This window comes from Pseudomonas sp. AF32 (assembly GCF_022342325.2).
In the GTDB taxonomy this organism is placed as follows: Bacteria; Pseudomonadota; Gammaproteobacteria; order Pseudomonadales; family Pseudomonadaceae; genus Aquipseudomonas; species Aquipseudomonas uvaldensis.
Window position 1 is genome coordinate 164,803 of sequence record NZ_RQJK02000006.1, and the last position, 23,115, is coordinate 187,917.

At 61.1% G+C, this 23,115-nt stretch carries 19 protein-coding genes; 11 read left to right on the forward strand and 8 right to left on the reverse strand.

Annotated elements, in window-relative coordinates; genetic code table 11:
• Nucleotides 1-344: 344 nt before the first annotated feature.
• Nucleotides 345-782, reverse strand: a complete 438-nt coding sequence (locus EGM97_RS08210) for a hypothetical protein (protein ID WP_238965181.1) — start codon at nt 780-782, stop codon at nt 345-347.
• A 102-nt stretch (nt 783-884) separates the two neighbouring features.
• Between EGM97_RS08210 and EGM97_RS08215 the strand changes: the two genes are divergently transcribed.
• Nucleotides 885-1,325, forward strand: coding sequence for a universal stress protein (locus tag EGM97_RS08215; protein ID WP_053158708.1), 441 nt, complete (start codon nt 885-887; stop codon nt 1,323-1,325).
• A 146-nt stretch (nt 1,326-1,471) separates the two neighbouring features.
• Here the strand turns inward: EGM97_RS08215 and EGM97_RS08220 are convergent, their stop codons facing one another.
• Nucleotides 1,472-3,391, reverse strand: coding sequence for an ATP-binding cassette domain-containing protein (locus tag EGM97_RS08220; RefSeq protein WP_238965182.1), 1,920 nt, complete (start codon nt 3,389-3,391; stop codon nt 1,472-1,474).
• A 224-nt stretch (nt 3,392-3,615) separates the two neighbouring features.
• On the opposite strand from EGM97_RS08220, the gene EGM97_RS08225 reads away from it, so the two are divergent.
• Complete coding sequence (locus EGM97_RS08225) at nt 3,616-5,544, forward strand: transglycosylase SLT domain-containing protein (protein WP_238965183.1); 1,929 nt, start codon at nt 3,616-3,618, stop codon at nt 5,542-5,544.
• A gap of 23 nt (nt 5,545-5,567) precedes the next feature.
• Here EGM97_RS08225 and EGM97_RS08230 read toward each other — a convergent pair whose 3' ends face one another.
• Both EGM97_RS08230 and EGM97_RS08235 read right to left on the reverse strand, forming a co-directional pair.
• The gene (locus EGM97_RS08230; RefSeq protein ID WP_238965184.1) at nt 5,568-6,596 is read right to left on the reverse strand and encodes a Fic family protein; all 1,029 of its coding nucleotides are present in this window, start codon (nt 6,594-6,596) and stop codon (nt 5,568-5,570) included.
• A 60-nt stretch (nt 6,597-6,656) separates the two neighbouring features.
• Nucleotides 6,657-8,426 (reverse strand): ABC transporter transmembrane domain-containing protein, encoded by a 1,770-nt coding sequence (locus EGM97_RS08235; protein ID WP_238965185.1) that lies wholly within the window; start codon nt 8,424-8,426, stop codon nt 6,657-6,659.
• A gap of 221 nt (nt 8,427-8,647) precedes the next feature.
• Between EGM97_RS08235 and EGM97_RS08240 the strand changes: the two genes are divergently transcribed.
• A complete protein-coding gene (locus EGM97_RS08240) occupies nt 8,648-8,827 on the forward strand; it encodes a PA1571 family protein (RefSeq protein ID WP_053158721.1) in 180 nt (59 codons plus the stop codon).
• Between the two features lie 66 nt (nt 8,828-8,893).
• On the opposite strand, the gene pdxB is transcribed toward EGM97_RS08240, so the two are convergent.
• Entirely contained in the window at nt 8,894-10,036 is a 1,143-nt protein-coding gene (gene pdxB, locus EGM97_RS08245; protein WP_238965186.1) for a 4-phosphoerythronate dehydrogenase PdxB, read from the reverse strand.
• A 172-nt stretch (nt 10,037-10,208) separates the two neighbouring features.
• Here pdxB and EGM97_RS08250 point away from each other — a divergent pair, with 172 nt between their 5' ends.
• The gene (locus EGM97_RS08250) at nt 10,209-11,612 is read left to right on the forward strand and encodes an MATE family efflux transporter (RefSeq protein ID WP_343075410.1); all 1,404 of its coding nucleotides are present in this window, start codon (nt 10,209-10,211) and stop codon (nt 11,610-11,612) included.
• On the opposite strand, the gene tusA is transcribed toward EGM97_RS08250, so the two are convergent.
• Nucleotides 11,609-11,860 carry a sulfurtransferase TusA gene (gene tusA / locus EGM97_RS08255; RefSeq protein WP_053158731.1) on the reverse strand — a complete coding sequence of 84 codons (252 nt, stop codon included), beginning with the start codon at nt 11,858-11,860 and terminating at the stop codon, nt 11,609-11,611. The two genes, EGM97_RS08250 and tusA, sit on opposite strands and share 4 nt — an antisense overlap.
• Nucleotides 11,861-12,042: 182 nt before the next feature.
• The gene (gene rlmM, locus EGM97_RS08260; protein WP_238965187.1) at nt 12,043-13,137 is read right to left on the reverse strand and encodes a 23S rRNA (cytidine(2498)-2'-O)-methyltransferase RlmM; all 1,095 of its coding nucleotides are present in this window, start codon (nt 13,135-13,137) and stop codon (nt 12,043-12,045) included.
• A gap of 172 nt (nt 13,138-13,309) precedes the next feature.
• Between rlmM and acnA the strand changes: the two genes are divergently transcribed.
• The 3 genes from acnA (at nt 13,310) to EGM97_RS08275 (ending at nt 18,879) form a co-directional block, all read left to right on the forward strand.
• On the forward strand, nt 13,310-16,051 hold the full coding sequence (gene acnA, locus EGM97_RS08265; protein WP_238965188.1) for an aconitate hydratase AcnA: 2,742 nt from the start codon (nt 13,310-13,312) through the stop codon (nt 16,049-16,051).
• A gap of 224 nt (nt 16,052-16,275) precedes the next feature.
• Nucleotides 16,276-17,064, forward strand: coding sequence for a CPBP family intramembrane glutamic endopeptidase (locus EGM97_RS08270; protein WP_238965189.1), 789 nt, complete (start codon nt 16,276-16,278; stop codon nt 17,062-17,064).
• Between the two features lie 249 nt (nt 17,065-17,313).
• Entirely contained in the window at nt 17,314-18,879 is a 1,566-nt protein-coding gene (locus EGM97_RS08275) for a methyl-accepting chemotaxis protein (RefSeq protein ID WP_238965190.1), read from the forward strand.
• A gap of 153 nt (nt 18,880-19,032) precedes the next feature.
• Here EGM97_RS08275 and EGM97_RS08280 read toward each other — a convergent pair whose 3' ends face one another.
• Nucleotides 19,033-19,725 carry an alpha/beta family hydrolase gene (locus EGM97_RS08280; RefSeq protein ID WP_238965191.1) on the reverse strand — a complete coding sequence of 231 codons (693 nt, stop codon included), beginning with the start codon at nt 19,723-19,725 and terminating at the stop codon, nt 19,033-19,035.
• A 96-nt stretch (nt 19,726-19,821) separates the two neighbouring features.
• Between EGM97_RS08280 and ccoN the strand changes: the two genes are divergently transcribed.
• Genes ccoN through ccoP form a run of 4 tightly spaced genes read left to right on the forward strand, consistent with a single transcriptional unit; the run spans nt 19,822 to nt 23,027 of the window.
• Complete coding sequence (gene ccoN, locus EGM97_RS08285) at nt 19,822-21,246, forward strand: cytochrome-c oxidase, cbb3-type subunit I (protein WP_238965192.1); 1,425 nt, start codon at nt 19,822-19,824, stop codon at nt 21,244-21,246.
• 10 nt (nt 21,247-21,256) lie between these two features.
• Nucleotides 21,257-21,865, forward strand: coding sequence for a cytochrome-c oxidase, cbb3-type subunit II (gene ccoO / locus EGM97_RS08290; RefSeq protein ID WP_003183469.1), 609 nt, complete (start codon nt 21,257-21,259; stop codon nt 21,863-21,865).
• Nucleotides 21,866-21,870: 5 nt separating this feature from the next.
• Nucleotides 21,871-22,074: a cbb3-type cytochrome oxidase subunit 3 gene (locus tag EGM97_RS08295; protein WP_053158754.1), complete on the forward strand. Its 204-nt coding sequence runs from the start codon at nt 21,871-21,873 to the stop codon at nt 22,072-22,074.
• Complete coding sequence (ccoP, locus tag EGM97_RS08300; protein ID WP_238965193.1) at nt 22,071-23,027, forward strand: cytochrome-c oxidase, cbb3-type subunit III; 957 nt, start codon at nt 22,071-22,073, stop codon at nt 23,025-23,027. Before EGM97_RS08295 ends, ccoP begins: the two co-directional genes overlap by 4 nt.
• The last annotated feature ends 88 nt before the right edge of the window (nt 23,028-23,115 follow it).

Here is a 23,115-nt window from a genome sequence, read left to right on the forward strand (position 1 = left end):
CTCAATTCATACGCCCGTTTGATTTGGGTACGTCACCTTCACGGAAATTCCGACAATTGTCAATCGCCCTAAACAAGGGCCTGAGCGCGACTTTACGGTCATTTCCGTACCACACGGATCCGCAACACGGCGCCGCATGGAAGGCCATTCATAGGATCAATAATTAGAAAAGTCGCCCTAATTCCGGGCGCAATGAATTCAACCGGCTATGCTGGCGACAGTGCTTTTGAAAAATCTTCGAGAAAGGCGTTACGAACGAACGCCCGAATAGCTCTTGGTTACCGGCCTGCCTGGCCAACCCGCCCGATGAGACTGTCGGGCTTTTTTATGGTTCTGGTCAGGATTCAGGCGCAAGCCTTGAGCACGTCGGAAATGTCCTGCAATACAGTGACCTCACCTTTTTCACCCCAGAACAGGGCAATCATCTGCGCGTCGGCCTCGATTTTGTAGACGTTGGCCGGCAGTTTGTTCAGATGAACGAGCAACGACTGATCCTGGCAGGCTTCCCGCCATTGGTTGACCCAGACCCCCGGTGCGCTTTGCCAGTAACTCCAGGTGTCCGCTTGCTTGCCACGCCGGGGCCGATAGTACTGCGCACACGGGTTCGGCGGTTGTGGATCGAGCCAGTGCGGCCATTGCTGCGGGGCCAATTGCATGGCCAGGCCAAGGCGACGCGCCTCCATGCGCAAGGCCATGCGACCATTTTGTACACGGGACGGTCGCAACCATGCCAGGGGGCTCAACACCACCAGCAGGATTGACACCACTATCCAGACCGTCATATCTGTACTCCCGAATTCTGATGGGCCATTGACCCATGTCGCCGTCAATGCGCTTGAAACCAGCCATACTTAACCGTATCGCAATTCTCTGGAGTGCTTTTCATGTACTACGAACACATCCTGGTCGCCGTCGACCTCACTGAAGAATGCGATCCCGTCATCAAACGCGCTCGCGCCCTGTGCGACGGTCGAAACACCAAGCTGTCGCTGGTGCATATCGTCGAGCCGATGGCCATGGCGTTTGGCGGCGATGTACCGATGGACCTTTCCCAATTGCAGCAACAACAGTTCGATCAGGCCAAGGAGCGCCTGGACCGCCTGATCGTGAAATACCCTGACCTGAAACGTGAAAACAGCCACCTGACCTACGGCCAGCCGCGCCAGGAAATTCATCACCTGGCCAAGGAACAGGGTTGCGACCTGATCGTCGTCGGCAGCCATGGCCGCCACGGCCTGGCGCTGCTGTTGGGCTCCACAGCCAATGACGTGCTGCACGGCGCGCCTTGCGACGTGCTGGCAGTCCACCTGGTCAAGCGCGCATGAAAACCTGTGGGAGCGGGCTTGCTCGCGAATGCGGCATGACAGTCACCACCCATCGACTGATACACCGCTTTCGCGAGCAAGCCCGCTCCCACATTGGATTGCATTTCAAATCCAGACCCCGGTGCTCTGGGATCTTCCACACCTGATCACGCGTCCAGCTCAGCCCAGCGCTCGACCAGAGCATCCAGCTCAGCCTGCAACTGCTCCAGATGGGCAATCACCCTGGCGGTTTCAGCAGGAGGACGCTGGTAGAAGCCAGCCTCGGCCATTTCGGCCTCCACCGCAGCGATTTGCACTTCCTTGGCATCGATATCGCCTGGCAGGGCTTCCAGCTCGCGCTGCAACTTGTAGCTGAGTTTCTTCTTGGCCGGTGCGGGAGCGGCTGCCGCGACAACCGGAGCCGGCTCGGCCTTGACCACGGCCGAGTTCAGGTCGGCTTTGCCGGACTTGCTCTCGGTCACGCCCAGCAGACGCGGTGAACCGCCCTGGCGCAACCAGTCCTGATACCCACCGACGTATTCGCGTACACGCCCCTCACCTTCGAACACCAGCGTGCTGGTGACGACGTTGTCGAGGAAAGCCCGGTCGTGGCTGACCATCAGCACGGTGCCGCTGAACGTCAGCAGGACCTCTTCCAACAACTCGAGGGTTTCCACGTCCAGATCGTTGGTTGGCTCGTCGAGTACCAGCAGGTTCGCCGGCTTGCTGAACAGTTTCGCCAGCAACAGGCGGGCACGCTCACCGCCGGACAAGGCCTTGACCGGGGTCCGGGCACGCTGGGGGCTGAACAGGAAATCGCCCAGGTAACTCAACACATGACGGCTCTGACCGTCGATCTCGATAAAATCACGGCCTTCGGCGACGTTATCGATCACGGTCTTTTCCAGATCCAGTTGATGGCGCAACTGATCGAAGTAGGCGACATCGATTTTCGTCCCTTCCTCCACCTTGCCGCTGGTCGGCGTCAAGCCGCCCAGCATCAGCTTGAGCAACGTGGTCTTGCCCGTACCGTTTGCCCCCAGCAAGCCGATGCGGTCGCCCCGCTGCAGGACCATGGAGAAATCCTTGATCAGGAACGGGCCATCCGGATGAGCGAAGCTGACGTTTTCCAGCACCATCACCTGCTTTCCGGATTTTTCGGCGGTTTCCAGCTGGATGTTGGCCTTGCCGGTCCGCTCGCGACGCTCGCTGCGCTCGACACGCAAGGCCTTGAGGGCACGTACGCGGCCTTCGTTGCGGGTACGACGGGCTTTGATTCCCTGGCGGATCCAGACTTCTTCCTGGGCCAGACGCTTGTCGAACAAGGCATTGGCGGTTTCTTCCGCCGCCAGCGCTGCTTCCTTGTGCACCAGGAAACTGGCGTAGTCGCCGTTCCAGTCGATCAGGCCGCCACGGTCCAGCTCAAGGATACGGGTCGCCAGGTTTTGCAGGAATGAACGGTCGTGGGTAATGAACAGCACAGCCCCCTGGAAATCCTTCAAGGCTTCTTCAAGCCAGGCGATGGCGCCGATGTCCAGGTGGTTGGTCGGTTCGTCGAGCAGCAGCAGGTCCGGTTCGGACACCAGGGCCTGGGCCAGCAGGACGCGGCGACGCCAACCGCCGGATAAATCGGCGAGGGTCTTGTCGGCCGGCAATTGCAGGCGACTCAGGGTGCTGTCCACCAGTTGCTGCAGGCGCCAGCCATCGCGGGCCTCCAGGTCATGCTGCACATGCATCAGTTTTTCCAGGTCGGCATCGGTGACGATGTTCTGGCTCAGGTGATGATATTCAGCCAGCAACGCGCCGACGCCATCCAGGCCCTCGGCAACCACATCGAACACCGTCCGCTCGTCGGCCACCGGCAACTCCTGGGGCAATTCGCCGATCTTCAGGCCGGGTGCACGCCAGACCGAGCCGTCGTCGGGCTTCTGGTCGCCCTTGACCAGCTTCATCATGCTGGACTTGCCGGTGCCGTTGCGGCCGATGATGCACACCCGCTCGCCACGGGCGATCTGCCAGGACACCTTGTCCAACAACGGCATGGCGCCGAACGCAAGGGACACATCGCTGAATTTGAGCAGGGTCATGAGCTTCTCCAAAAACCGGGCGCGCATTCTACCTGAGATGGGACCTCGCAGGGCCGCCAATTTCGTCACCCGAAGGCTCTTTACATGTTCTGCACAACAAATACCGTGAACTTGCGTCGACAACCTTGCAAAGCTTTCGCCGCCTGCTGGCAAAAGGCTAAGCTACAGACAGTTACCCTGGGTTTTCCCTTGGGCTTGTCATGTTTTTTCTGCCCGGACGTATCATGCGCAGTCGCCTTTTTAGTGTCTTGTCTTGTCTTTTCGTGTGTGCCACTGCCGTCCAAACCGCCCAGGCGGTGGATATCTCCACTCAACGCCAGTATTACGATGAGGCCAAGCGTGCCCTGGCCAAGGGCGACTCCGGCCCGTATTTTCGCTACAGCCAGGCTCTGCGCGATTATCCGCTGGAACCGTACCTGGCCTATGACGAACTGACCGCGCGCCTCAAGAGCGCCAGCAACGCCGAAATCGAGAAGTTCCTCGCCGAACACGGTGACCTGCCCCAGGCCAACTGGATGAAGTTGCGCTGGTTGCGTTGGCTGAGCGAACGCGGTGACTGGCAGACCTTCGTCAAATACTACGACCCCAAGCTCAACTTCACCGAGCTGGATTGCCTCAATGCTCAGTACCAGCTCACCCATGGCCTGAAAGCCGAAGGCTACGCCAACACCGAGAAACTGTGGCTTACCGGCAAATCCCAGCCCCAGGCGTGCGATGCGCTGTTCGGCCTCTGGGCCTCCCAGGGCCAGTTGACGGAACAGAGGCGCTGGGAGCGGGCCAAGCTGGCCGCCCAAGCCCGCAACTATCCGCTGGCCAACAGCCTGGTCAGCGGTCTGACCACGCTCGCCCCCCGTGGCAAATTGCTGGTGGACGTGGCGCAGAAACCTGAGCTGCTCAACCAGCCATCGCGCTTCAGCCCGGCCGACGAACCGATGTCCGATATCGTCAGCCTCGGCCTGCGCCGCCTCGCCCGTCAGGATCCAGACAAAGCCATGGCGTTGCTGGACGGCTATGCCAGCACCATGCATTTTTCCCGGGATGAAAAGGTGGCCATTGCCCGGGAAATCGGCCTGACCCTGGCCAAGCGTTTCGACAGCCGTGCACTGGACGTTATGACCAAATATGACCCGGAGCTGCGCGACGATACCGTCTCTGAATGGCGCCTACGCCTGCTGCTGCGCCTGGGGCGTTGGAACGAGGCCTATGAGTTGACCCGCCGCCTGCCCGAATCGCTGGCCAGCACCAACCGCTGGCGTTACTGGCAGGCACGCAGCCTGGAATTGGCGCAACCGCAAAACCCCGAAGTGCAGAATCTCTACAAGCATCTGGCGCGGGAGCGGGACTTCTATGGCTTCCTGGCCGCCGACCGCTCCCAGGCGCCGTACTCCCTGGTCAACAAGCCGCTGGTCATGAGCCAGGCGCTGATCAACAAAGTACGCAATACCCCGGGGGTACGGCGGGCACTGGAATTTCATGCCCGTGGGCAAATCGTCGATGGCCGCCGGGAGTGGTACCACGTCAGCCGGCATTTCAACCGCGACGAAATGGTCGCCCAGGCGAAGCTCGCCTATGACCTCAAATGGTATTTCCCGGCCATCCGCACCATCAGTCAGGCCAAGTATTGGGACGATCTGGACATCCGCTTCCCAATGGCCCACCGCGATACCCTCGTGCGCGAGGCCAAGGTCCGTGGCTTGCATTCAAGCTGGGTCTTCGCGATCACCCGCCAGGAAAGCGCCTTCATGGATGACGCCCGCTCCAGCGTCGGTGCCGCCGGCCTGATGCAGTTGATGCCCGGCACCGCCAAGGAAACCGCGCGCAAGTTCAGCATCCCCCTGGCCTCGCCACAGCAGGTATTGAACCCGGACAAGAATATCCAACTCGGCGCGGCCTACCTGAGCCAGGTGCACAGCCAGTTCAACGGCAATCGCGTGCTGGCCTCCGCGGCCTACAACGCTGGTCCGGGGCGCGTACGCCAGTGGCTGCAAGGCGCCGACCACTTGAGCTTCGATGTCTGGGTCGAAAGCATCCCCTTCGACGAAACCCGTCAATACGTACAGAACGTGCTGTCCTACTCGGTGATCTACGGCCAGAAACTCAACTCACCACAGCCGCTGGTTGACTGGCATGAACGGTATTTTGATGATCAGTAGGGAAGCCTTTCTGCTGTTCGGATTTATCTTAGTTGTGCCAGTGCCTTCGCACCCGACAGAGTAAGGCGATACCGTTGTGTCGGACTGGTGGGCGATTCAGGATCGGTCATTTCTATCAAGCCTGCTGCCAGTGCGGGCTTGAGATAATTACCTCTGAAAGTGGCTTTATGTGCCAACCCCAACCGTTCCATGACCTGATTCACCTTCAATGAAGCGCCACCCTGCAATGCCTGAAGCAGTCTCGCTACTTGGTCGGTTACTTGGTCGGTTACTTGGTCGGTCGCCGACTCATTACGAATCGCCTCCCCAAGCGCTACGCTCAAAGACTGCAGCATGAACTCAACGAAAGGTGTCGCTTCAGCCAGTCGATCAGCGGAGGACAATGCCGCGTAATATGCCTCCTGCTGATCACGTATGACGGCCTCGACCGGCAGATAGGCGAGAACAGGCCGCCACCGACTGAGTATCAAGGTTTGCCAAAGGCGCGCCATCCGCCCGTTGCCATCTGAAAAGGGATGAATGAATTCAAATTCGTAGTGAAAAACACAACTGATGATCAAAGGGTGCCAATCGCAGGAACCGACCCACGCTAAGAGATCGTCGATCAAATGCATCACGCGACTGGCTGGCGGCGCCATGTGCACTAATTGATCGCCGCGATAAATACCCACGCCAGCGCCGCGTAACCGCCCGGCATCATCAATCAGACCATGCATCAATAATTCATGCGCTCTGAGCAAGTCAGCCCTGCTATCAGGCTGCCAGTCAGGCATGGCTTCGTAGGCGGCAAAGGCATTGCGTACCTCCTGGATTTCACGAGGCAACCCCAATACTCGCTGTCCGGCCAGAACCGCAGTTACCTGCTCGACGCTCAATGTGTTGTTTTCGATCGCCAGGGAAGCATGGATTGTACGAATCCGGTTCCCTCGACGCAGTTGCGGTGTCTGTTGGCTATCGCTGACAGCCGACAACTGACCGATCTGCTCACTGATGTCAGCGACCAACCCCAGCATTCGAGTGGTCAAGGTCAGTGGTGGCGTGTAACGGCTCATACCGTCATCCTGAACGAAACCGAACGATATAATGCCCCATTAGACCGGGGACAGCAGTACTCATTGATTGCCCTCGCGAGGATGATTGAACTGCAACGCCGCCAACCGCGCATACAACGCATTGCTGACAACCAATTCCTGATGCGTGCCCACCGCAACCACCCTGCCCTGGTCCATCACCGCGATACGGTCGGCGTTTTTCACCGTGGCCAGGCGGTGGGCAATGACCAGGGTGGTGCGGTTTTGCATCAGGCTGGGCAGGGCTTGCTGGATGAGGTGTTCGCTTTGGGCATCCAGGGCGCTGGTGGCTTCGTCCAGCAGCAGGATTGGTGCGTCCACCAGCAACGCCCGTGCGATCGCAAGGCGCTGGCGCTGCCCGCCGGACAGCCCCAGGCCACCATCGCCCAGATGAGTCTGGTAGCCGTCGGGCATCTTTTCGATGAAGTCGTGGGCGTGGGCGATCCGCGCCGCTTCGCGCACCTGCTCCAATGTGGCTTGAGGATTGCCATAGCGGATGTTCTCTTCGACGGTGCCGAAGAACAGCGCGGGATTTTGCGAAACCAGGGCGAAGTGCCGGCGCAAGTCCAGTGGGTCGAGCTGGGTGAGCGGTACGTTGTCTAGAAAAATCTGCCCTTGCGCCGGATCGTAGAAACGCAGCAACAAATCGTACACCGTCGACTTGCCCGCCCCGGACGGACCGACCAAAGCGAGGGTTTCGCCGGCCTGGACGGTCAGGTCCAGGCCGTCGAGGGCATAGCTTTCAGGTCGGGAGGGGTAGGAGAAACGCACGCCTTCGAGGCGCAGGTCGCCCCGTACCCGAGCAGGCAACTTCACCTGGCCAGAGGTCGGTGGCTGGATGATGTTTTCCGAACGCAGCAGTTCGGCGATGCGCTCGGCCGCGCCAGCCGCCCGTTGAAGCTCACCGATCACCTCACTCAGGGTGCCAAAGGCGCTCCCGACGATCAGGCTGTAGAACACGAAAGCCGCCAGCTCACCGCCGGATATCCGTCCGGCGATCACGTCCATGCCCCCGACCCAGAGCATCACCCCCACCGCCCCCAGCACCAGCACGATCACCAGGGTGATCAACCAGGCCCGCTGGGCGATGCGTTTGCGTGCAGTGTCGAAGGCCTCCTCCACGGTGAGGGCGAAACGTCGCTCGTCCTGGGCCTGATGATTATAGGCCTGCACGGTCTTGATCTGGCCCAGGGTTTCGGAAACATAACTGCCGACATCGGCGATGCGGTCCTGACTTTCGCGGGACAAGCTGCGTACCCGTCGACCGAACACCAGGATCGGCGCCAACACCAGCGGCAACGCGATCACCACGATGCTGGTGAGCTTGGGGTTGGTAATGAACAGCAGCACGATGCCGCCGACCACCATCAAGGCATTACGCAAGAACAGCGACAGCGAAGAACCAATCACCGATTGCAGCAACGTGGTATCGGCTGTAAGTCGCGACTGGATTTCCGAACTGCGGTTGTTCTCGTAGAACCCCGGGTGCAGGTACACCAGATGATTGAATACCTGTCGGCGGATATCGGCCACCACCCGCTCGCCAATCCACGACACCAGATAGAAACGGGAAAAGGTCCCGATTGCCAATCCGGCCACCAGGACCATGAACAGCCCGATGGACTGGTTGAGCAAATGGGGAGACCGGGTCATGAAGCCCTGGTCCACGAGCAACCGGATCCCTTGGCCCATGGACAACGTAATGGCTGCCGTGACAATGAGAGCCAGCAAGGCGCCGATGACCTGCTTGCGGTAGGGGGCGATAAAACCACTGGCCAGGCCAATGGCACGACGGTGTCGGGAAGTAAGCATCAATGAATATCCGATAATACGGAACCACGTTGAATCGGAATGGGTCAGGTTAAATATGACCACAACGACGAATGGCTAGATGTTATCGGTCTAAAGTCCGGGTGGAAACGCAACGATGTTTCTGTTTGAGTAATAGTGTCGCCATGAACCTACAAGGAGTGTCATGGCTCGGTCACCTGGCGACACTAAACTAGGCACACAACCTGATGAGGAGACAGGCCATGTCCTTGCAACACAGCAGCGACGACAAGATTCAAGTGATCCGAACGCAACCAGACCAGTCCCTGGGCTGCTCGTTCATCGATGCCCAAGGGCGCGAAGTACCGATCACTGAAGCGATGATCCAGAAAGCTTGCAGCGAGCTGGAAAAACGCCTGGTCAAGCCTGCCGAACAAAAGTGATACAGCCCGTCTTCAACTGAACCCGACCTTGATGTCGGGTTTTTTGTGCATGGCTGGATAGGCCACTTATACAGCGATGGCGCCCAGCGCAGTGACGATCCGCTGCAGAGCCGGGGACTGCCCTTCGATACGCACCTTCAGACTGTCGATTTCCCGGCGAGGCGGGTAATGCTTGCGCAGAGCGTCGAAGGCCGCACGTTGCTCAGTGACCGTGCCCACCAGGCTGCGACGAAAATCCGCATCGTCACGACGTGGGTCGTAGACGCTGCGACACAACGCCGCCAGCGCCCAGGCCGGATCGGTGGCGGCATCCAGGGTCATGCCCCCCAACCAGGGCCTGGGCAGCAGGTCGGCAAGACTGACCTCAGCCGGTCGCTGCAGAAAATCGCACAAGGCTTCGTAGATCTGTGCGGTGCCGCGTTGCCGGCCGTCCAGGCTGTAGCCGGCGATGTGCGGTGTAGCGATCACGCACAGGTCGGCCAGGTCTACATCCACCGTCGGCTCCTGCTCCCAGACATCCAGCACCGCTTGCAGGTCCTCGCGCTCCAGCAGCACATTGCGTAGCGCAACGTTATCGATGACAGGCCCCCGTGCGGCGTTGATCAGCCAAGTGCCGGGCCGGAGGCGATTCAAGCGTTGCTCGTCGAACAAATGCCAGGTCGACTGCTCTCCATCGCGGGTCAGCGGCGTGTGCAGGCTGATCACATCGCACTGTTCGATGATCTGCTCCAGGCTGACATAGTCTCCGCCCTCGGCAACCTGGCGAGGTGGATCGCAGACTTTCACGGCCCAGCCCAGCCCCTTGAGCACGTTGATCAAGCGCCCTCCTACCTGACCTGCGCCAACTACACCAAAAGTACGTTGGCCGAGATCCGCACCTTCGATTTCGGCCAGGGTCATCAGGCTGCCCAGTACATAATCCACCACACCCCGGGCATTACAACCCGGCGCGCTGGCCCAGCGGATCCCGGCCTGCGCGAAGTATTCCAGGTCCAGATGATCGGTGCCGATGGTGCAGGTGCCGACAAAGCGCACATTGCTGCCCTCCAGTAGCGCCCGATTGACCTGACTGACAGAGCGCACCAACAACACATCGGCCTGGGCGACCATTGCCCGATCAATGCCTCGCCCCGGTACCCGGCGAACTTCGCCGAAGCCGGCAAAGAATGCATCGAGCAGGGGAATGTTTTCATCGGCGACTATCAGCATGGCGCGGCTCCTTGAACGGGGTGGGCAGTGTAGGCGTTCCGGTGGGCCAGTGCATTATCCGAAGAGTCGGACCCTGTCCTCGATTACAAATCCACAACACAGGTTTTTTCCTGACCGTTGCGTCAAGGCGTAGAATTCGCCGCCTTGCGCTTACCTTTCGGACGTTTTACCTGTGAATCCTGTCATCGACACCCCTGCCTCTCTCTCCCGCCCGGCCCGGCTTCGCCTGGAGCTCAAGACCCTGCTGGCCCTGGCGCTGCCCATCATGGTGGCGCAACTGGCGACCACCGCGATGGGCTTCGTCGATGCAGTGATGGCAGGACGCGTCGGTCCTCGGGACCTGGCGGCGGTGGCACTGGGCAATTCGATCTGGGTGCCGGTGTTCCTGTTGATGACCGGTACGTTGCTGGCCACCACCCCTAAAGTTGCCCAGCGCTTCGGTGCCGGGACCTTCGACGAGATCGGCCCCCTGGTGCGCCAGGCGCTGTGGCTGGCGCTGGCGGTAGGGTTGCTCGCAACGCTGGCATTGTTCAGCGCCGAACCGGTCCTGCACATCATGAAGGTGGACCCGGAACTGATCGGACCGTGTATGGAGTATCTGCGGGGCATTGGCACGGGCCTGCCGGCAGTGGCGCTATATCATGTGCTGCGCTGCTTCAGCGACGGCCTGGGCCGTACGCGACCGGCGATGGTATTGGGGCTGTGCGGCCTGGCGCTGAACATTCCGTTCAACTACGTCTTTATCTATGGTCATTTGGGCGTACCGGCCATGGGCGGCGTCGGTTGCGGCTGGGCCACGGCCATCGTGATGTGGGTCATGGCCCTGGGCATGGCCGGTTGGGCGCGCTGGGCACCGGCCTATCAGTCGAGCCATTTGTTCAGTCGCTTCGATTGGCCGCAGTGGCCGGTGATCAAGCGACTGCTGGGCATCGGCCTGCCCATCGGCATTGCGGTATTTGCCGAGTCGAGTATTTTTGCGGTGATTGCCCTGCTGATCGGCAGCCTCGGCGCCACGGTGGTGGCCGGGCACCAGATCGCGCTGAACTTCAGTTCGCTGGTGTTCATGATCCCCTATTCGCTGGGCATGGCCGTGACGGTTCGGGTCGGCCAGGCCCTCGGGCGACGCCAGCCCCGGGAGGCGCGTTTTGCCGCCGGCGTCGGCATGGGCACCGCCCTGGCCTACGCCTGTCTGTCGGCGAGCCTGATGTTCGCGCTGCGCGGGCCCATCGCTGCGATCTATACCGCCGACCCGGTGGTGATCGAAGTGGCATCGATGCTGATCGTGTACGCGGCATTGTTCCAGTTTTCAGACGGGATCCAGGTAACGGCCGCGGGCGCGTTGCGCGGCTATCAGGACACCCGGGTGACGATGATCCTGACGCTGTTCGCCTATTGGGGCATCGGCTTGCCGGTGGGTTACGCCCTGGGCCTGACCGACTGGCTGGGCGCGGCCAGCGGCCCGAGCGGGCTATGGCAAGGGTTGATCGTGGGCTTGAGCTGCGCGGCGCTGATGCTGTCGATCCGACTGGCCCGCAGCGCACGCAGGCAGATCCGCATCAGCCGCTCGATGGATTAAGCGAGCTTCTTGCGGATCCAGTAGCGGTAGGTGCCATTCTCTTCGTCCTGGGCTACCAACTGGTGGTCGAGGAACACACAGAACTTGGGAATATCACGGCGGGTCGAGGGGTCGGTGGCAATCACCTTCAACAGCCCGCCGGGCACCAGGTCGCGGATGTGCTGGTGCAACATCATCACCGGCTCCGGGCAATTGAGACCGGAGGCATCCAGTGTGCCGTCGACCGGCGTATCGTTCATTTCACTCATGTTCTACTCCTGAAACTGGCCGGTATTGTCGCGCAATGTCGGCGTGCGGTCACCTTTCGCTTAACGTACCTGTAGGAGGCCTTGTGGGAGCAAGGCCTATTTGAGCAAGGCCTATTTGAGCAAGGCCTGTGGGAGCAAGGCTTGCCCGCGATGCAGGCGACTCGATCTGCACAAGGACCGCGTTATCGTTTATCGCGAGCAAGCTTTGCTCCCACAGGCCTCTTGCTGTCCAGCCGCCGCAGATGACACGTCACCTCCTCGCGATCGTGGTACAGCTGCTTGCAACCGATCTCCACCTTGATCCCCCGGGCTTTGAAGCCATCGGCGATACGTTCGAGCAAGCGCTTCACTTCGGCATAACGCTGCTTCATCGGCAGCTTGAGGTTGACCACCGCCTCGCGACAGTGCCCTTCACCGATCCACTCTTCCAGCATCGCTGCGTTGCGCGCCGGCTTCTCGACGATGTCGCAGACCATCCAGTCCACCGGTTGTTTCGGCTTGAAGGTAAAGCCATCTGCCATGAGATGTTGCACCAGGCCGGTCTCCATCAGGCTTTCGGCCATCGGGCCGTTGTCGATGGCGGTCACCAGCATCCCGCGGTTGACCAACTGCCAGGTCCAGCCACCCGGTGCGGCCCCGAGGTCGACGCCGGTCATGTCGCTGTGCAGGCGCTCGTCCCACTGATCCCGAGGGATGAAGTGGTGCCAGGCTTCTTCAAGCTTGAGGGTGGAGCGACTCGGTGCTTCGCGAGGAAACTTCAGCCGTGGAATGCCCATCGGCCACATGGAGGAGTTCCCCGCCTCCGCCATCCCGAGGAACACCTCACGGCCGCTTTTGAACGTCAGCAGCAGGCGCGGCTTTTCCTTGTCATCGACGAGCTTGCCGGCAGCGGTCAACGCCTTGCGCAACGGCCCTTCGAATTTCTTGCAGAAGTTCGACAGCTCCTTGCCATCGTTGGTATCCAGCACTTCCAGCCACAGGCTGCCGCAGGTCGGGAACGCGGCCAGATGAGACAGGATAACGCTGACGCGATCGGTTTCCGGCAGGTCGATGAACAAGCCGCGTGCCCACTGGCGTGGAAAAATCAGCTCGGCGAAACGCTGCCCGCGCATCAGCCGTTCGGCACCGCCCTCTTCAGTGCAGACAAACTCGGCGCAGGCGCTGGCCGGCTTGGCCCTGGCGTATCCGGCCACATCGAGCCGGGCGGCGTGTTCGGCAATCTCCGAACAGACCTCGCCTTCGAAGCCCGGCCGGCAGTGCATGAAAAGCGTGTTCATTGAAACTCCGTAGCAAAGCCTGTCACGAAAACCGGCGCATGATAGCGGAGTTCGGAACCCCGAGCCTGCCCGCACAGTCCAGTGATTGGTCAGAAGCTTAAAACAGGGCTAGGTTAAAGGCTCTGTCCGTCCCGTCAGTCCGTAGCCGTGCGGACCCAAAGGAGTGATTTCAATGCCCTCCCTCGATAGCCTGAAAACCCTCAAGACGCTGCAAGTCGACGCCAGGACCTACCACTATTTCAGCCTGCCGGATGCCGCCCGAAGCCTGGGCGATCTGGACCGGCTACCCATGTCCCTCAAGGTGTTGCTGGAAAACCTGTTGCGCTGGGAAGACGAAAAAACCGTGACCGGCGCCGACCTCAAGGCCTTGGCCGGTTGGCTCAAGGAGCGCCGTTCCGACCGAGAGATCCAGTACCGCCCGGCGCGGGTGCTGATGCAGGATTTTACCGGCGTCCCCGCCGTGGTCGACCTGGCCGCCATGCGCGCCGCGGTGGAGCAGGCCGGCGGCGACCCCCAGCGGATCAACCCGTTGTCGCCGGTGGACCTGGTGATCGACCACTCGGTGATGGTGGACAGGTTCGCCAGCCGTCAGGCGTTCGAACAGAACGTCGACATCGAAATGCAACGCAACGGCGAACGCTACGCTTTCCTGCGTTGGGGCCAGAGTGCCTTCGACAATTTCAGCGTGGTCCCGCCGGGCACCGGCATCTGCCATCAGGTCAACCTCGAATACCTGGGACGCACCGTGTGGACCCGCGAAGAAGACGGCCGCACCTATGCATTCCCGGACACCCTCGTGGGCACGGACTCCCATACCACCATGATCAACGGCCTTGGCGTGTTGGGCTGGGGCGTAGGCGGGATCGAGGCAGAAGCGGCCATGCTCGGCCAGCCGGTGTCGATGCTGATTCCCGAAGTCATCGGCTTCAAGCTCACCGGTAAACTGCGCGAAGGCATCACCGCCACCGACCTGGTGCTGACCGTCACCCAGATGCTGCGCAAGAAAGGCGTGGTGGGCAAATTCGTCGAGTTCTATGGCGATGGCCTCGCCGACCTGCCCCTGGCCGACCGAGCCACCATCGCCAACATGGCCCCGGAATACGGCGCCACCTGCGGCTTCTTCCCGGTGGACGAGGTGACACTGGACTATCTGCGCCTGTCGGGACGACCGATAGAAGCCGTGAAACTGGTAGAGGCCTATTGCAAGGCCCAGGGCTTGTGGCGGCTGCCCGGTCAGGAACCGGTATTCACCGACACCCTGGAGTTGGACATGGGCAGCGTCGAAGCCAGTCTGGCGGGACCGAAGCGTCCCCAGGACCGAGTCGCGCTGCCCAACGTCGGCCAGGCTTTCAGCGACTTCCTGGGCCTGCAGGTCAAACCCACCAGCAAGGAAGAAGGCCGCCTGGAAAGCGAAGGCGGCGGAGGCGTCGCGGTGGGTAATGCCGATCAGGTGGGGGAAGCCGAATATGAATTCGAAGGCCATACCTATCGCCTGAAGAACGGTGCTGTGGTCATCGCCGCCATCACTTCCTGTACCAATACCTCCAACCCGAGCGTGATGATGGCGGCCGGTCTGCTGGCGAAAAAAGCGGTGGAGAAAGGCCTGACGCGCAAACCATGGGTCAAGAGCTCCCTGGCGCCAGGCTCCAAGGTCGTCACCGATTACTATCAGGCTGCCGGCCTGACTGAGTACCTGGATCAACTGGGCTTTGCCCTGGTGGGCTACGGTTGCACGACCTGCATCGGTAACTCCGGGCCGCTGCCGGACCCGATCGAAAAGGCGATCCAGAAAGCCGACCTGACCGTGGCATCGGTATTGTCCGGCAACCGCAACTTCGAAGGCCGCGTACATCCACTGGTCAAGACCAACTGGCTGGCCTCACCACCGCTGGTAGTGGCCTACGCCCTGGCCGGCACGGTGCGCATCGACATCAGCAGTGAGCCGTTGGGCAACGACCGGGACGGCAAGCCCGTGTATCTACGGGACATCTGGCCCAGCAGCCAGGAAGTGGCCGATGCCGTGGCGAAGGTAGACACCGGGATGTTCCACAAGGAATACGCCGCCGTGTTTGCCGGTGACGAGCAATGGCAAGCCATCGAGGTGCCGCAAGCGGCGACCTATGTCTGGCAGCCGGACTCGACCTATATTCAGCATCCGCCGTTCTTCGACGGCATCGGCGGCCCGCCTCCGGCCATCCGGAACGTCGAAGGCGCCCGGGTACTGGCCCTGCTCGGAGACTCGGTCACCACGGACCACATCTCCCCGGCCGGTAATATCAAGGCCGACAGCCCGGCCGGTCGCTACCTGCGCGAACAGGGCGTGGAGCCACGGGACTTCAACTCCTACGGCTCACGGCGCGGCAATCATGAGGTGATGATGCGCGGTACTTTCGCCAATATCCGCATCCGCAACGAGATGCTCGGCGGTGAAGAAGGCGGCAACACGATCTACATTCCCAGTGGCGAAAAAATGCCGATCTACGACGCCGCGATGCTGTACCAGGCCATGGGCACGCCGCTGGTGGTCATCGCCGGCCAGGAATATGGCACCGGCTCGAGTCGGGACTGGGCCGCCAAAGGCACCAATCTGCTGGGCGTCAAGGCAGTGATTGCCGAGAGTTTCGAACGCATCCACCGTTCCAACCTGGTGGGCATGGGTGTGCTGCCGTTACAGTTCAAGCTCGATCAGAACCGCAAGAGCCTGAACCTGACCGGCCGGGAAACCCTCGACATCCTCGGCCTCAGCGATGTCGAACTGACGCCGCGGATGAACCTGCCACTGGTGATCACCCGTGAAGACGGTCGCCAGGAGCGCATCGAAGTGTTGTGCCGGATCGATACTTTGAACGAGGTGGAATATTTCAAGGCGGGAGGCATTCTTCACTATGTCCTACGGCAATTGATTGCAGCCTGAAAGGACCTGTCCTACCAAAACACCGCCCTTTTCGGGCGGTGTTTTCGTTTGGATGCTCTTATAATCCCCCCGCCGCCGGCGCTCAAGGACCTGAGTCCGGCAGCGACTTTTCCATTTCTACGCATCAATCCGCATGGATACAAATGTGCTCTTTGCGCGAGATGGCAGCGTCGTAGACGCGGCGGCCATTCTCGCCGAAGCTTCACAGCCTAAAAGGACGTTTTATGCCCGCTCTACCCTGGCCCTATCTGGCCCTTCTTTCCATCGGTTACTGCCTGGCGCTGGCTTACGGCCAATTGGCCTGGACGGCCGCCATCTCGGTCGCGCTGTTGCTGTTCGCCGGGTATGCAGTTCGCCAGCAGCTGACGCCTGTGGGCCGGTTTCTGGGGCACGCCCTGTTCCTGATCATGGCCCTGGCCCTGGCACTGCATTGGATGCCCGGTTTTTTCAATGGTCGGGCCATCCCGGCGCAACGCCTGACCGATGACGCGGTGCCGTTCGCCATGTATTTCAATCAGGACAAGCCCTTGATTGGCTTCTGGTTGTTGCTGGCCTGTCCGTGGATCGTTGGGCGACCCACGTTTCGCCTTTCTGTTTATGCAACCGCCCTGGGTCTGACGCTGAGCACGGTATTGGCCCTGGGTGGGGCGATTCTGCTGGGAATGATCCACTGGGCGCCGAAGTGGCCGGATCACGCCTGGCTGTGGGTGCTGAACAATCTTTTGTTGGTCACGGTGGTGGAGGAAGCGCTGTTTCGTGGCTACATTCAGGGAGGTCTGAGCCGTCGCTTCAGCCAGCTGGCCCAAGGCGACAACCTGGCGTTGCTCCTGGCTTCGTTGCTGTTCGGCCTGGTACACGTTGGCGCGGGTTGGCAATGGGTACTGCTATCGGGCCTGGCGGGGATCGGCTACGGCCTTGCGTATCGGTTCGGCGGCCTCGGCGCGGCGATTGCCACTCACTTCGGTCTGAACCTGCTGCATTTCGCCCTGTTTACCTATCCGATGCTGGCTTAGGCTCTGTTTGAAAAGTCTTGAGACGAAGGTCAGGCAAGGCGAAAACCGGTGAGGAACGGTCGGGGTCGCGCTCGACTTTACTGGAGTAAATGAGCATTCCGATCGGACTCGCGCACGAGCCGGTTTTCAACGCAGCATGAACGAGTATCAAGGCTTTTCAGACAGAGCCTAGGACCGTAGGGTAAAAATTACCTCAATTTAAAGCTGACTGCGCCGACAACCTCTCAAAGCCTTGCGGATCTACACACCATGCGTAACAACCAACCCATTACACAACGCGAAAGGACCTTCCCGGCCCAGCAACGATTGATCTCCACCACCAATGCCAAGGGAGTGATCACCTACTGCAACGACGCATTTGTCGAGATCAGTGGGTTTTCCAGGGAAGAACTGATCGGTTCGCCCCACAACCTGGTGCGCCACCCCGACGTCCCGTCGGCCGTGTTCGCCCATATGTGGAACACCCTGAAACAAGGCTTGCCATGGATGGGCATCGTCAAGAATCGCTGCAAGAGCGGAGACCATTACTGGGTCAACGCCTACGTCACGCCCGTATTCGAAGCCAACCAGGTGGTCGGCTACGAGTCGGTGCGGGTCAAGCCCACTGCCGAACAGATCGCCCGGGCCGAAGCGCTTTATCGACGCATCAACCAGGGCAAGCCGGCGGTGCCGCGCACCGATAAGTGGGTGCCCGTGCTGCAGGACTGGCTGCCGTTCATCCTGGTCAGCCAATTGAGCTTCGTCGTGGGCGCGTTCCTCGATTCGTCGTGGGGCTTTGCCTTGGCCGCCCTGTTGTCGGTACCCCTGGGCCTGATGGGCCTGCAATGGCAGCAACGCGGGATCAAACGCCTGCTGCGCCTGGCGGAACAGACCACTTCCGATCCGCTGATTGCCCAGATGTATACGGACAGCCGTGGCGTCCAGGCACGCCTGGAAATGTCGATCCTCAGCCAGGAAGCGCGCCTCAAGACCTGTTTGACCCGCCTTCAGGATACTGCCGAGCACCTCAACGACCAGGCGCGCCAGTCCAATGCCCTCGCCCATGACAGCTCCAGCGGTCTTGAGCGCCAGCGGGTAGAAACTGAACAGGTAGCCACCGCGGTCAATCAAATGGCCGCCACCACCCAGGAGGTCGCCAGCCACGTGCAGCGCACCGCCGACGCCACCCAGGAAGCCAATCGCCTCACTGGCCGCGGACGCGACATTGCCGGGGAAACCCGCGAGGCCATCGAGCGCCTGTCGAAGGTAGTCGGCGAAACGGGCGAGACCGTGACCCAGCTCGCCAAGGACAGCGACGAGATCGGTGGCGTGGTGGACGTGATCAAGGGCATTGCCGACCAGACCAACCTGCTGGCCCTCAATGCCGCCATCGAAGCCGCCCGTGCCGGCGAAATGGGCCGTGGCTTCGCCGTGGTGGCCGATGAAGTGCGGCAACTGGCACAACGCACCAGCGAATCCACCGGTCAGATCCACGCCCTGATCGCCAAGCTCCAGCAGACCGCCAACAATGCCGTGCAGACCATGGATGCAGGTCACCGCCAGGCTGAAGAAGGCGTGGCGCGGGTCATGGAGGCGGACGAAGCACTGGTGGGCATCAGCGAAGCGGTGGCCAACATCACCGACATGACCACCCAGATCGCCGCCGCCACCGAGGAGCAAAGCTCCGTAGCCGAGGAGATCAGCCGCAACATCAGCAATATTTCGGAACTGGCCGACCAGACCTCGGGACAGGCCCACAGCTCGGCGCTGCTGAGCGAAGAACTGACCCGCACGGCCAATACGCAGTATTCGTTGGTGGAGCGGTTTAACCGCTGACAGATGTCTACCTCATAAAAAACCCGGACAGCGGAAGCTTCCGGTTTTTTTATTGCCTGTCCTGACCCCATCGCGAGCAGGCTCGCTCCCACATTTGGAACGCATTCTCCCGTGGGAGCGAGCCTGCTCGCGATGAGGGTGGTACAGACACCCTCAATTGAGCTGAAGAAACCCGGCCACTGCCTGCGCCGCCGTCTCCAGATGCTGCCCATGACTGAACCCCGAAGCCTTGAGCGGCTTCAGGTCATGATCCCCCGCCATCAGCCACGACACCTCGATACTCGGTGACAGGGCGTAACCCTGCACCGTCTCCCGATTGCCCAACGCATCGCGTTCGCCCTGGACGACCAAGGTCCGGGTCTTCAACCCCGCCAAATGCTCGACCCGTGGTTTTTCAGGCTTGCCCGCCGCGTAGAACGGATAGCCCAGGCACACCAGCGCGTCACAGCCCAACTCATCGGCCACCAGGCTCGCCATGCGCCCACCCATGGACTTGCCGCCAATGGCCAGTCGCCCCGCGACATAGGGCCGCACCGTGGCGTACACCTCACGCCAGCACTCGAGCAGTTTCGGTGCGGGATTGGGCGGGCGCTTGCCCCCGTCCGCGCGTCGCTGGGCCATGTAGGGAAACTCGAAGCGCAATACGTTGACCCCATGTGCGGCAAGGCGCGTAGCCATTTCGTCCATGAAACCGCTGTCCATCGGCGCGCCGGCGCCGTGAGCCAGGATCAGGGTCGGGGGCTCGGCGCTGATGCCCGGTTGCGCAGCCGTCCATAGCCAGCCGTGTCGAGTCACACACTCCGCCCATTGATCCCCGTCAATACTGGCCTTGTGCTGTTTGTCCATGCTTGCCTCGCTTTCAGTCTGCCTATAACTCCAGGCGAAGAATGCCGTACTGCCTTGCGCGGGCGCGTTCTTCGGCTGAACCGTGGATGGGGAACCATGAACACTTCTATCAGTACCGCCTACAACTACAAGGTGGTCCGCCAATTCGCCATTATGACGGTGGTGTGGGGCATCGTCGGCATGGGGCTCGGGGTTTTTCTCGCCGCCCAATTGGTCTGGCCACAGCTCAACTTCGATCTACCGTGGACCAGCTTCGGTCGCCTGCGCCCGCTGCACACCAACGCGGTGATCTTCGCCTTCGGTGGCTGCGCCCTGTTCGCCAGCTCGTTCTATTCGGTGCAGCGCACCTGCCAGACCCAGCTGTTTGCGCCAAAGCTCGCCGCATTCTGTTTCTGGGGCTGGCAACTGGTGATCCTGCTGGCGGCCATCAGCCTGCCGCTGGGCTACACCAGTTCCAAGGAATACGCCGAATTGGAATGGCCGATCGACATCCTGATCACCATCGTCTGGGTCGCCTACGCCATCGTGTTCTTCGGCACCGTGGCCAAGCGCAACACCAAGCACATCTACGTGGGCAACTGGTTTTTCGGCGGCTTCATCCTGACCGTGGCGATCCTGCACATCGTCAACAACCTGGAACTGCCGGTGAGTCTCACCAAGTCCTACTCGGTATACGCCGGGGCCACTGACGCGATGGTGCAATGGTGGTACGGCCACAACGCCGTGGGCTTTTTCCTCACCGCGGGTTTCCTGGGGATGATGTACTACTTCGTGCCGAAACAGGCCGAGCGTCCGGTGTATTCCTATCGCTTGTCCATCGTGCACTTCTGGGCCCTGATCACCCTGTACATCTGGGCCGGCCCGCACCACCTGCACTACACCGCGCTGCCGGACTGGGCGCAGTCCCTGGGCATGGTGATGTCGCTGATCCTGCTGGCACCGAGCTGGGGCGGCATGATCAACGGCATGATGACCCTTTCGGGCGCCTGGCATAAGCTGCGCAGCGACCCGATCCTGCGTTTCCTCGTGGTGTCCCTGGCGTTCTACGGCATGTCGACCTTCGAAGGTCCGATGATGGCGATCAAGACCGTCAACGCCCTCTCCCACTACACCGACTGGACCATCGGCCACGTACACGCCGGCGCACTGGGCTGGGTGGCAATGATTTCCATCGGCGCGCTGTACCACATGATTCCGAAGGTCTTCGGCCGGCCGCAGATGCATAGCATCGGCCTGATCAACGCGCACTTCTGGCTCGCGACCATCGGCACTGTGCTCTACATCGCCTCGATGTGGGTCAACGGGATCGCCCAGGGCCTGATGTGGCGCGCAGTGAACGAGGACGGCACCCTGACCTATTCCTTCGTCGAAACCCTGGTGGCCAGCCACCCAGGCTTCGTCGTGCGACTGGCGGGCGGTGCCATCTTCCTCGCCGGCATGTTGCTGATGGCCTACAACACTTGGCGCACCGTGCGGGCCTACCAGCCTGCCGAAGCTGCCGCTGCCGCGCAGATGGCCTGAGGAGTCCACCATGAAACACGAAACAATTGAAAAGAACGTCGGCCTGCTGATGCTGCTGATGGTCCTGGCGGTGAGTATCGGCGGCCTGACCCAAATCGTCCCGTTGTTCTTCCAGGACGTGACCAACAAGCCGGTGGACGGCATGAAACCCTACACCGCCCTGCAACTGGAAGGCCGTGACATCTACATTCGCGAAGGCTGCGTCGGCTGCCATTCGCAAATGATCCGTCCGTTCCGCGCCGAAACCGAGCGCTACGGCCACTATTCGGTGGCCGGTGAAAGTGTCTGGGACCATCCGTTCCTGTGGGGCTCCAAGCGTACCGGACCGGATCTGGCCCGGGTCGGCGCGCGTTACTCCGATGACTGGCACCGCGCCCACTTGTACAACCCGCGCAACGTCGTGCCCGAATCGAAAATGCCGGCCTATCCGTGGCTGGTGACCCAGGCGGTCGACAGCAGCCACACCGAAGGCAAGCTGCGCGCGATGCGCACCCTCGGCGTGCCGTACACCGACGACGACATTGCCGGCAGCGTGGCCTCCCTCAAGGGCAAGACCGAAATGGATGCACTGGTGGCCTACCTGCAAGTGCTCGGCACTGCCATCAAGAGCAAGAGGTGAGTCCCATGTTTCTTGAAATGAGCACTGGAATGATCCGAGGCCTGGGCACGGTCGTGGTCTTCGTCGCCTTCGTCGGCTTGATCCTGTGGGTCTTCAGCAGCAAGCGCGGCCCGGAATTCGCCCAGGCGCGCCTGCTGCCGTTCGCCGACGAACCGTCAGCCGATATCGTCAATCCTCAAGACCCTGCAACAAGGAGTACCCGGCCATGACCACCTTCTGGAGTACGTGGATCTGCGTACTGACCCTTGGCAGCCTTATCGGCCTGACCTGGCTGCTGATCGGCACCCGCAAGGGCGAGACCAAGGGCAGCGTCGACCAGACCATGGGCCACAGCTTCGACGGCATCGAGGAATACGACAACCCACTGCCGCAATGGTGGTTCCTGTTGTTCGCCGGCACTTTGGTGTTTTCCGTCGGTTACCTGATCCTGTATCCGGGCCTGGGCAACTGGAAAGGCGTCCTGCCCGGCTACGAAAATGGCTGGACCGGCGCCCATGAATGGGAAAAGGAAATGGCCAAGGCCGACGCCAAGTTCGGGCCGATCTTCGCCAAGTTCGCCGCAATGCCCGTTGAGGAAGTCGCCAAAGACCCGCAGGCCTTGAAGATGGGCGGTCGCCTGTTCGCTTCCAACTGCTCGGTCTGCCATGGCTCGGACGCCAAGGGGGCATTCGGCTTCCCTAACCTGGCCGACAACAACTGGCGCTGGGGTGGCGCTGCCGACACCATCAAGGCCACCATCCTGGGCGGGCGCATGGCGGCAATGCCGGCATGGGGCGAAGTGCTGGGAGACGCCGGGGTCAAGAACGTGGCCGCGTATGTACGTCATGAGCTGGCCGGCCTGCCGCTGCCAGCGGACAGCGGTGCCGACCTGGAAGCGGGCAAGCAAGCGTTCGGCACGACCTGTGTCGCCTGCCACGGCGCCAACGGCCAGGGTACCGAAGCCATGGGCGCGCCAAACCTGACGCAACCGGCGGGCTTCATCTACGGCACCAGCCTGGCGCAGTTGCAGCAAACCATCCGCCACGGTCGTCAGGGTCATATGCCAGCCCAGAACGAACTGCTCGGCAACGACAAGGTGCAATTGCTCGCCGCGTACGTCTACAGCCTTTCGAAAAGTGATGAGCAGTTGAGCGGTAAGCCGCAAGCTGCGAGCCTCAAGTAAAAGCCCAAGCAAAAGCTGCAAGCGACGAGTCCCCACTTGTAGCTTGCAGCTTGAAGCTCGTAGCTGCCCCTTTGCGACCCATTGTCGC

Coding starts and splice junctions, on each gene's coding strand:
- EGM97_RS08210 (WP_238965181.1), bottom strand. CDS start 782: ATGACGGTCTGGATAGTGGTGTCAATCCTGCTGGTGGTGTTGAGCCCC.
- EGM97_RS08215 (WP_053158708.1), top strand. CDS start 885: ATGTACTACGAACACATCCTGGTCGCCGTCGACCTCACTGAAGAATGC.
- EGM97_RS08220 (WP_238965182.1), bottom strand. CDS start 3,391: ATGACCCTGCTCAAATTCAGCGATGTGTCCCTTGCGTTCGGCGCCATG.
- EGM97_RS08225 (WP_238965183.1), top strand. CDS start 3,616: ATGCGCAGTCGCCTTTTTAGTGTCTTGTCTTGTCTTTTCGTGTGTGCC.
- EGM97_RS08230 (WP_238965184.1), bottom strand. CDS start 6,596: ATGAGCCGTTACACGCCACCACTGACCTTGACCACTCGAATGCTGGGG.
- EGM97_RS08235 (WP_238965185.1), bottom strand. CDS start 8,426: ATGCTTACTTCCCGACACCGTCGTGCCATTGGCCTGGCCAGTGGTTTT.
- EGM97_RS08240 (WP_053158721.1), top strand. CDS start 8,648: ATGTCCTTGCAACACAGCAGCGACGACAAGATTCAAGTGATCCGAACG.
- pdxB (WP_238965186.1), bottom strand. CDS start 10,036: ATGCTGATAGTCGCCGATGAAAACATTCCCCTGCTCGATGCATTCTTT.
- tusA (WP_053158731.1), bottom strand. CDS start 11,860: ATGAGTGAAATGAACGATACGCCGGTCGACGGCACACTGGATGCCTCC.
- rlmM (WP_238965187.1), bottom strand. CDS start 13,137: ATGAACACGCTTTTCATGCACTGCCGGCCGGGCTTCGAAGGCGAGGTC.
- acnA (WP_238965188.1), top strand. CDS start 13,310: ATGCCCTCCCTCGATAGCCTGAAAACCCTCAAGACGCTGCAAGTCGAC.
- EGM97_RS08270 (WP_238965189.1), top strand. CDS start 16,276: ATGCCCGCTCTACCCTGGCCCTATCTGGCCCTTCTTTCCATCGGTTAC.
- EGM97_RS08275 (WP_238965190.1), top strand. CDS start 17,314: ATGCGTAACAACCAACCCATTACACAACGCGAAAGGACCTTCCCGGCC.
- EGM97_RS08280 (WP_238965191.1), bottom strand. CDS start 19,725: ATGGACAAACAGCACAAGGCCAGTATTGACGGGGATCAATGGGCGGAG.
- ccoN (WP_238965192.1), top strand. CDS start 19,822: ATGAACACTTCTATCAGTACCGCCTACAACTACAAGGTGGTCCGCCAA.
- ccoO (WP_003183469.1), top strand. CDS start 21,257: ATGAAACACGAAACAATTGAAAAGAACGTCGGCCTGCTGATGCTGCTG.
- EGM97_RS08295 (WP_053158754.1), top strand. CDS start 21,871: ATGTTTCTTGAAATGAGCACTGGAATGATCCGAGGCCTGGGCACGGTC.
- ccoP (WP_238965193.1), top strand. CDS start 22,071: ATGACCACCTTCTGGAGTACGTGGATCTGCGTACTGACCCTTGGCAGC.